Here is a 10,140-nt window from a genome sequence, read left to right on the forward strand (position 1 = left end):
CCGTCGCTGCGCGACAGGGAGGATCTTATGGCAGAAACCGGTCGTTTCCTGACATTCGTCATCCCGGACTTGATCCGGGATCCCGCTTTTTAGACATCGACTGACTTGGACCTCAAGCGAGACCCCGGATCAAGTCCGGGGTGACGATGAAGAGGGACCCTTCCGGTCGTTGGCCGACTCTCCAAGTATTCGTATACGTAGCCTCTCGATGCTTGCCCTGCCCCGCCCACGCTGCAACACCGGCTCGCGACGAGAGCCGCGCACGGCGGTCCGGTGGGAGACGCGTGATGGAAAAACCGAAGCAGGGCTTTGCCGGCCTGTGGAATATCGGCTTCGGTTTTTTCGGCATCCAGATCGGATTCGCGCTGCAAAATGCCAATATGAGCCGGATATTCCAGTCGCTGGGCGAGGATATCGAACGCCTTCCCGGCCTGTGGGCCGCCGCGCCGCTGACCGGGCTGCTCGTGCAGCCGATCGTCGGGCATATGAGCGACCGCACCTGGCTCGGCCGGCTCGGACGCCGCCGTCCTTACTTTCTCGCCGGCGCGATCCTCGCCGCGATCGCGCTGTTCGTCATGCCCGAAAGTCCCGCGATCTGGTTCGCCGCGATGATGCTGTGGATCCTCGACGCCTCGCTCAACATCTCGATGGAACCCTTTCGCGCCTTCGTCGGCGACATGCTGCGCAAGGACCAGCACAGCGTCGGCTATGCGGTGCAGACCGCCTTCATCGGAGCGGGCGCCGTCGTCGGCTCGTTGTTCCCGTCGCTGATGGAGGCGATGGGGGTCGCCAATGTCGCACCGCCGGGGCAGATTCCCGATACAGTGCGCTATGCCTTCTGGTTCGGCGGGATCGCGCTGTTCCTGGCGGTGCTGTGGACCGTCGTCACGACCGGCGAATATAGCCCCGCACAGATGGCGGCCTTCGAAAGCGCCGCGCCCGACGCGGGTTCGACCAGCCGCGCGCTCGCGTCGCGTAGCTATTTCGGCGGTCTCGCCTGGGCGGCCGCGGGCGTGCTCGTCCTGTTCGTCCAGCAGCATTTCGCGCTGCTTCGCGAAGTGCTGCTGCTCGGCGCGCTGCTCATCGGCTATGGCCTTGCGAACATGATCGCGATCGCGCTGGCGCGCCGGGGGAACGACCGCAACATGCTGTCGAGCATCGTCGGCGATTTCGCGGGCATGCCGCCGCTGATGAAGCGGCTGGCGCTCGTCCAGTTCTTCAGCTGGTCGGCGCTGTTCATCATGTGGATCAACACCACCCCGATCGTCGCCCAATATCATTTCGGGGCGACCGATACCGCCAGCGCCGCCTATCAGGATGCGGGCAATTGGGTCGGCCAATTGTTCGCAATCTATAATGGCGTCGCCGCGATCGCCGCGCTGACCCTGCTCCCCTGGCTCGCGCGCCGTCTTGGGCAGGCGCGCACGCACATGGCCGGCCTCGCATGCGGCGCGGCGGGATATGCCAGCTTTTTCCTGCTGCGCGATCCGTCGCATCTGATCGTCAGCGAAATCTTCATCGGCATTTTCTGGGCATCGGTCCTCGCCATGCCCTATGCGATCCTCGCCTCCAGCCTGCCGCAAGCGAAGCTCGGCATCTATATGGGGCTTTTCAACGTCTTCGTCGTCATCCCGCAATTGCTCGTCGCAACCGTGATGGGCTCGATCATGAAATCGCTGTTTCCGGGGGAACCCATCTATACGATGGTCTTCGCCGCCTTTGCCTTGCTGCTTGCGATGGTTGCGATGACCCGGGTCGACCCGCCAGCCCCCGCCGAAGCCGGCCAGGGCTGACCCGGCAGGCGCTCTCATCGCCGGTCGGTCACGACAATGGCCGGATGTCCGCGACGGTCCATCGCAATAACCCCTCCGATGATCAGCATAATGCTGGCTTAACCATAGTGCAGTGCAGCATGTCGACTTGGCCGAGGTTAACCTCGCCGTAACAGCAAGGGGTCGTTCGCCATGCCAAGCCTGTACATTTCACCTGCCGGATCCGGGGACAAAAGTGGCAGCGATATCAACAACGCAGCGTCCATCGGCTCGCTCAACACGCTGATCGGAAGGGCGGGACCGGGGGGCGAGGTGCTGCTGCTGGCCGACCAGGGCGGCTATAATGTCACCGGCATCCTCGGCATCAACCGCGGCGGGGCGGAGGGCCAGCCGGTGGTGGTGCGCGGCATCGATTCCGCTGGCAATGCCATGGCCGCGCATTTCACCGGCTCGCGCCCGGCCGGCTGGCAGGCGGGCGATGCCTCCGGCAACGAGCTGTTCAAGCTCGGCGCGGGCGCGAACAATCTGGAATTTCGCGACTTGCAGATCGACAATGTCGGCACCGCCTTCCGCGTCACCGCCGATCTCGCCAACCTCCACATCGAGTATGTCGACGCGAACAATGTCCGCCGCTTTTTCGAGGATTATTCCAGCGCGCCTTCGGGTACGGCGACGATCAGCGGGCTGACGATCCGCGACGTCGACGTGCAGGGCTTCTCGAGGGTCGCGATCCGCCTCCAGTACGACACCAACAATGTGGTGATCGACAATGTCACGGCGGACATGGCCGGGCAGACGGGCGACGACCTGCCCGCGGGCATCCATCTCGACGGCACCGTCCACAATGTCACGCTGAGCCGGGTGGTGATGGAAAATATCCAGAGCACCGCCGGCGCCTATTTCAACGGCGACGGCTTCGCGAGCGAGCGCGGCGCCTATGACATACGCTTCATCGACACGGTCGCGCGCGGCAACAGCGACGGCGGCTATGACCTCAAGTCGAGCGGCACTTTGGTCGTCCGCGCGCTCAGCGAAGAGAATGGCCGCAACTACCGGCTCTGGGGCGACGCGACGCTGATCGACTCGGTCGGCCTGAACCCGGTGCTGCGCGGCGGCATCTCCGAGCAGAACCAGCTCTGGCTCGACGACGCCGCCGACGTCACCGTGATCGGCGGGCGCTTCGACGATGCCGGATCGCGCACCAAGGTGATCTCCTCGCAGGGGCGGCTCACGCTGCAGGGCGTCGAGATCACCCGGTCGGAACTCTCGACCCTCGTCACTCAGGACTCGCTTCCCGGCCTCGTCGGCGCCGAGACGATCCGCGAAACGCTGACCGTCGATCAGGGAGAATCCTCGCCCGGCGCAACCGGCTATATCGCGCTGCTTCCCCTGCCCGCCACCCCCACCGCGGATGCGCTGCAGGGCACCGCGGGCGACGACATCTTCCTTGTCGACGACGCCGGCGACCGGATCACCGAGGCGGCGGGCGCCGGGTTCGACCGGGTCGAGACGACGTTGGACAGCTACACGCTCGCCAGCAATGTCGAGGAGCTGATCCGCCGCGGCGCCGCCGATTTCACGGGCGATGGCAACGCGCTCGCCAACACGATGATCGGCGGCGCGGGCAGCGACACGCTGGGCGGACTCGGTGGCAGCGACGACATCGCCGGCAATTCGGGCGACGATATGCTCACCGGCGGCAATGGCGAGGATTTGCTATGGGGCCAGTCGGGTGCCGACATGCTGCTCGGCGGCTGGCAGTCCGACACGCTCGCCGGCGGCACGGGCGCGGACCGGCTGGTCGGCGACCAGGAATGGCTGAGCAGCCAGGGCGCCAACGACCGGCTCGACGGCGGCGACGATGCCGACCTGCTGATCGGCGATGCGACCAATGTCTATGGCAGCGGCAAGGGGGGCAGCGACCGGCTGTTCGGTGGCGCGGGCGACGACATATTGATCGGCGACGGCGACGTGATGCGGGACAGCGCCAGGGGCGGCGCCGACACGCTGGAGGGCGGCGACGGCAATGACTGGCTCTATGGCGACGGCCGGGAGCAGGCTGCAACGGTCGCCGGCGGCGCCGACAAGCTCTATGGCGGCGACGGCCCCGATTACCTGATCGGCGGCGGCGGCAACGACCTGCTTGCGGGCGGCGCGGGCGCGGACTGGTTCGTCTTCGCGCCCGGCTCGGGCGCCGACGAGATCATCGACTTCGCCGCGGGCGCGGACCATATCGACCTCAGCGCGTTCGACATCGCCTATGAGCAACTCGGTTTCACATCGAGCGCCGACGGAACGCGCATCTCCATGGGCGCGGACAGCATCTTCGTCCGCGGCACGCAGGGGTTTTCGCCCGAAGATTTCGTCTTCGGCTGACGCGAGACTCAGCCGAAGACGAAGTCCGCCTGATCGAGCGCGGTGACGCCGCGCACGAAGATCGTATCGGTGCCGCCCAGTTGAACCGTCACCCCCGCGCTGCTGGTGGTGAAGCGCAGCGCCTCATAGGCGATGTCGAAGGCGCTGAGGTCGATCCGGTCGGCCTCGGCGCCGCCGCGGGTGAAGTCGGTGATCTCGTCGGCGCCCGAGCCGGTCGCGAAGACGAAGCGGTCGCCCCCGCCGCCGCCGGTCAGCTTGTCCGCCCCGCCGCGCGCGCCAGCCGCCATGGTCACCGCGTCGCCATAGAGTATGTCGTTGCCGAGCCCGCCGATCAGCGTGTCAGCACCGCCGACCCCGCTCGCGGTCATGCTCATCCCATCGCCGACCAATATGTCGTCGCCGTCGCCGCCATCGAGCGTGTCCCTCGCGGCGAGCGACGAGACCCACTCGGCATCGCCGACCAGAAGATCACTGCCCGCGCCGCCATAGAGCCGGTCGGTCTGCGACCCGCCGTACAGCGTGTCGTCGCCGTCCTCGCCCGAGAGCATATCCTCGTTCTTGCCGCCATCGAGCCGGTCGGCGCCCATGCCGCCGCGCAACGTGTCGTTGCCGTCGTCGCCGGAGAGCGCGTCGTCGCCTTCGCCGCCGGTCAGTATATTGGCGCCGACGCTGCCGAGCAGCACATCCGCAAAGGCTGAGCCCTGCGCATTCTCGATGCTGATCAGCCGGTCGCCCATGGCATCGCCGCCCGTCGCGGTCTGGGCGCGCAGGTTGACCAGCACGCCGCCGAGCGAGCCCGCATATTCCGCGGTGTCCGATCCCGCGCCGCCGTCGAGCAGATCGCCGCCCGCGCCGCCGCGCAGCACGTCCGCGCCATCGCCACCGGTCAGCCGGTCCTCGCCGCCGCTGCCGACGACGAAATTGTCGAGCGCATTGCCGGTCATCGTCGCGCCGATCGTCCCGGTATAGACCAGCTCCTCGATATTGGCGCCGAGCGTGTAGCTGGTCGCGGCGGTGCGGATGCGGTCGCGTCCCTCCCCCGCCGCCTCGATCACCTGGTCGCCGGCCTCATAGACGACATAAAGGTCGTTGCCGGTGCCGCCGCGCATCGCGTCATTGCCGCCGCCGCCGTCGAGCTGGTCGTCGCCCGCGCCGCCGGTCAGCAGATCGTCGCCGCCGCGCCCATAGAGCATGTCACCGGCCAGCACATCGTCGCTGCCGGTGATGCTGTCGGCATAGTTGGAGCCGATCACGGTCTCGATGCCGACCAGCCGGTCGCCCTCGGCCTCGCCGCCGTGATTGACGTTGGTGACAAGGTTCACCGTGATCGCGGCGGACTTGGTATAGTCGACCTGGTCGCGCCCCGCCCCGCCGTCGAGCAGGTCCGCGCCCGCGCCGCCCACCAGCTTGTCGTCGCCGTCCAGCCCATAGAGCGCGTCAGCCAACGCCTTGCCATAGAGGCTGTTATCGAGCGCATTGCCGGTGCCGGCAAAGCCGCCGCCGCCGGTATAGCTGAGGTCCTCGACCCCATCGGCGAGCGTCAGCGAGGACAGGCCCGTGCGCACGATATCGAGCCCGCCGCCGAGCGCCTCGGTCACCTGATCGCCGGCATTGTCGACCACATAGCTATCGTCGCCCGTGCCGCCAATCATCACATCCGCGCCCGCGGCGCCGTCGAGCGTGTCGTTGCCCGCGCCGCCGTCGAGCCGGTTGGCGTTCGCGTCGCCCGTCAGCGTGTCGGCAAAGGCGCTGCCCACGACTCCTTCGATCCCGGCGAGACTGTCGCCCTGCGCATCGCCGCCCGAGAGGATATTGGTCGCGAGGTTGACCCTCACGCCCGCGGCGCTGTCCGCATAGACCGCGATGTCGAACCCTCCGGCGCCGTCGAGCCGGTCGCCCGCCGCGCCGCCGGCCAATATCTGGTCCGCCGCGTCGCCGATGATCGTATCGGCGAAGCCAGTGCCGATGAAATGCTCGATCCCGTCGAACCGGTCGCCTTCGGCCTCGCCGCCGCCGCTCGCACCGGTCTGGAGGTTGATCGAGATCGCGCCCGCATTGGTGCTGTAGTCGACCGTATCGATACCGGCCCCGCCGATCAGCACATCGGCGCCCGCGCCGCCCTGGAGCAGATCGTCGCCGCCGCGCCCGTCGAGCCGGTCGGCGCCCGCGCCGCCGTACAGTGCTTCGGCAGCGCCCACCCCCGCCAGCGAATCGTCGAACGCCGAGCCGACCAGCGCCTCGATGCTCATCAGCCGGTCGCCGGCCGCATCGCCGGTGCCGCCCTGCACCGACAGGGCAAGATCGACCTGCACCGCCGCCGTCGAGCCCGAATAGTCGGCGGTATCGAGGCCGTCGCGCCCGTCGATCAGGTCCGCGCCCTTGCCCCCGACCAGCCGGTTGTCACCCGCATCGCCGTTCAGCGCATCGTCGAACGCCGAGCCGACCAGCCCCTCGATCGCGGCGAGGCTCACCCCGCCCGAAGCCGTGCCCGCCGCAAGGTCCGCCGTCACGGCGCTCGCGCTGGTCGAAAAGTCGGCAATATCGATACCCGCGCCGCCGTCGAGCCGGTCCGCGCCGCCTTTGCCGGCCAGCCGGTCGTTCCCGTCGCCGCCCGCCAGCGCATTGGCTGCGGCATCGCCGATCAGCACGTCGCCAAAGCCCGAACCGACGAGATTCTCGATCCCCGCCAGCACATCGCCCTGAGCATCGCCGCCGCTGCCGGCGCCGCCCAGCACTACGTTCACCGCGGCGCCGCTCGCCGCATAATCGGCGGTATCGATCCCGGCGCCACCGGTCAGCCGGTCCGCGCCAGCGCCGCCGATCAGCACATTGTCGAAGCCGTCGCCGGTCAGCCCATCGCCGAAGCCCGAGCCGATCAGCCGCTCGACCCCCTGGAGCCGGTCGCCCTGGGCGTCGCCGCCGCTGCCGGTGCCGGCTACAAGATCGACCGTAACCGCCCCGCCGCTGCCCGAATAGTCCGCGCTGTCGAACCCGGCGCCGCCGATCAGCGTATCGGCACCTGCGCCGCCGACGAGCAGATCGTCGCCGCCGCGCCCGTCGATCCGGTCGTCGCCCGCGCCGCCGCCGATCCAGTCCGCGCCGTCATCGCCCGAAAGCGTGTCGGCAAAGCCCGAGCCTTCGATCCCCTCGATCCCGATCAGCCGGTCACCCGCCGCCTCGCCGCCGCTCGCCGCGCCATTGGCGAGGTCGACGACCACCGCCGCGCCGCTGCTGCCATAATCGACCCGATCGATCCCGGCCCCGCCATCGAGCAGGTCCGCGCCCGCGCCGCCATCGAGCATGTCGTCCCCGGCGGCGCCCGAAAGCATATCGTCGCCATTCCCGCCGAACAGCCGGTTCGCGCCCGCATCGCCCGCCAGCGTGTCGGCGAAGGCCGAACCCTCGACATCCTCGAACCCGTCGAACAGGTCGCCCTCGGCATCGCCGCCGCTGGCGGTGAGCCGTGTCAGGTCGGCCCGCACCGCGGCGGTGCTGCCGGCATAGCTGAGCAGATCGCGCCCGGCGCCGCCGACCAATATGTCCGCGCCCGCACCGCCGGTCAGCACATCGTCGCCGGCATTGCCGATCATCATGTCATCGCCCGCGCCGCCGATCAGCGCATCGACGCCCGCGGTGCCGCCGATCAGGTCGTCGCCCGCGGTCCCCGCCGCGACCACGACGCGCTGCCCGTCGAGGGTCAGCACCGATCCCGTGCCCTTCTTCAAGGTCACCGTACCCGTGCCGGTGGCGAGGCCATAGTCACGCACCGTCAGCGCGCCGTTCCGCTCGGCGAGGTTGAACAAGGTCGGCGAGCCGGGGTCGGAAAAGAAGGCGCCGTCGATCGTCGCGCTCGCGCCTTCGGCCAGCCAGATATGCTCGCGATTGCCGCCCGCCAGCGGCGCACCCGCGTCGAGGCTGACGATATTGCTCAGCTGCGCCCCCGTGCCCCACAGCCGGATGTTGCGGCCATTGCCCGAGACGATCGCGCCGTCGACGACGATATTATCGCTCTTCAAATCGAGCCCGCCATCGCTGTTGCCCGTGGCGATCACGTTGCGCAGCGTGATGTCATAGGTGCCGCGCTCGGTCGCGAAACCGTCGCCGTTGCGATAGTCGTTCACCGTGTCGAGCGCGTTGCGCATCGCGACACCCTCGATCGTCACGTCGTGCGCGGTGCCGGTGATGTGGACGCCGATCGCGAAATTGTCGCCGTCCTGAAACTGGCTGTCGCCGCGCACATCCTCGATCAGCACATTGTTGCTGTCGTACTGGACGCGGATCGCGCCCTTGGAATAGCCGTCCACGGCGACGTCGCGGATCGTGAGCCCGGTGATCGTCGCGCTGGCATTGGCCCCGGAGACCATATTGTCGAAGAAGCGGGAGACATTCGCGGCGTCGACATGCTCGATCGTCAGGTTCTGGACGTCCGCCCCGACGCGGAAGGCCGTGCCGACATTCTGGAAGGCCAGATCGCTGAAGCGCAGATTGTTCGCGCCGCCGAGCAGCCGGAAGACCTCCTCGCCCGAGGGGCTGGCCGGGTCGAAGGGGTCGGGCCGCGTCCCCGCGATGGTCGCCGCCATCGCATTGCCCGCGCTGTCGACCCCGCGGATCGTCACCGGCGCGCTCGCCGTCCCGCCCGCGACGATCGCCAGCGCCCCGGCCGGCGCGGCATAGGCGCCCTGATCGGCGAGCAGCAGCACCTGCCCGCCCGGTCCCGCCGCCGCAATCAGTTGTGGCAGGTCATCCAGCGTCGCGGCGTTCGCGGCGCTCGAGCCGTCGCCCGAACCGCTGCCGGTCGGTGAGATGTAGAGGGTGGGCATGGCAGGGCTCCCGTCATAAGCCTGAAAACATACCCCCCACACAATCGCCAGCAGACAGCCCGCGACGGCGCGCGGGTCAACCACATGCTGCACCTGCGAACGCCGAATCGCCCCTTTGCTCCGACGACCGGAGCCGGGGCGCCTTCGCTCTCCGGGCTTTGGCCGCTACCAAGGTTCGTGCCGGACGATTCACCATGCCGCACCCCGCAGATTGTCACGCCTGAAGAACCCGATCGGAGACCCACCGTGCAGCAGGATCTGTCCCTCGGGACGTCGGAGCCGCCCGCGGACACCGGGCTCGCCGCCTTCGCCCAAATCCTCGCCATGCACCGCATTGCCGCGGACCCGGCCGAGCTGCGCCACAGCCTGGGCCATGCCGACCCCGCCACGGCATCCGATCTGGTCCGCCTGGCAAAGCGCATCGAAGGCGTTCGCGCCCGCGCCACGACCGCGGATTTCGAGCGGTTGCGACGCCTTCCCATGCCCGTGATGGCCAGCGGCGCCGAGGGCTGGTTCGTGATCGGCCGCGTCGGCGAGGATGCGGTAGCGATCCAGCGCCCCGGCGCTGCTATCGAGCGCTGGAACCGCGCCGCGCTGGAGGCCCGGTGGTCGGGCGAGTTGCTCCTCGTCACCACTCGCGACGCCGCGCAGGTTGCCGCGCCCGCCTTCGACATGACCTGGTTCGTTCCCCAGATCGTCAAATATCGAAAGCTGATCGGCGAGGTGCTGCTGATCACCCTTGCGCTCAACCTGCTCGGCCTCGCCGCGCCGCTCTTCTTCCAGAACGTCGTCGACAAGGTGCTGGCGCACAACAGCCTGGCAACGCTGCAGGTGCTCGCCATCGGGCTGGTGATCGTCTCGCTGTGGGAAGTCGCCTTCGGCTGGCTGCGTACCCGACTCTATTCGGAGACAAGCCAGAAGCTCGACGTCGAGCTGGGCAGCCGCCTCTTTCGCCACCTGCTCCGCCTGCCGCTCGCCTATTTCGAGAATCGCCGCGTCGGCGACACGGTGACCCGCGTCCGCGAGCTGGAAACGGTGCGCGAATTTATGACCAGCGCCTCGCTCACCGTACTGGTCGATCCGCTGTTCACGATCGTCTTCCTCGTCGCGATGTGGCTCTATTCGCCGCTTCTCTTCGTCATCGTCGCGCTGACGCTTCCCGCCTATGTGAT

Annotated in this window: 4 protein-coding genes; 3 read left to right on the forward strand and 1 reads right to left on the reverse strand. The window is 68.3% G+C overall.

Annotated elements, in window-relative coordinates; genetic code table 11:
* Window positions 1–287 precede the first annotated feature (287 nt).
* Both VJ811_RS07995 and VJ811_RS08000 read left to right on the forward strand, forming a co-directional pair.
* Window positions 288–1,793 (forward strand): MFS transporter, encoded by a 1,506-nt coding sequence (locus VJ811_RS07995; RefSeq protein ID WP_324071735.1) that lies wholly within the window; start codon window positions 288–290, stop codon window positions 1,791–1,793.
* A 171-nt stretch (window positions 1,794–1,964) separates the two neighbouring features.
* Entirely contained in the window at window positions 1,965–4,148 is a 2,184-nt protein-coding gene (locus tag VJ811_RS08000) for a calcium-binding protein (RefSeq protein WP_324071736.1), read from the forward strand.
* Window positions 4,149–4,156: 8 nt separating this feature from the next.
* On the opposite strand, the gene VJ811_RS08005 is transcribed toward VJ811_RS08000, so the two are convergent.
* Window positions 4,157–8,968, reverse strand: coding sequence for a hypothetical protein (locus tag VJ811_RS08005; RefSeq protein WP_324071737.1), 4,812 nt, complete (start codon window positions 8,966–8,968; stop codon window positions 4,157–4,159).
* Between the two features lie 246 nt (window positions 8,969–9,214).
* Between VJ811_RS08005 and VJ811_RS08010 the strand changes: the two genes are divergently transcribed.
* Window positions 9,215–10,140, forward strand: a 926-nt coding sequence (locus VJ811_RS08010; RefSeq protein ID WP_324071738.1) for an ABC transporter transmembrane domain-containing protein, incomplete at its 3' end; no start/stop codon positions are given.

The sequence above is a fragment of the Sphingopyxis sp. genome (assembly GCF_035250425.1).
Taxonomy (GTDB): Bacteria; Pseudomonadota; Alphaproteobacteria; order Sphingomonadales; family Sphingomonadaceae; genus Sphingopyxis.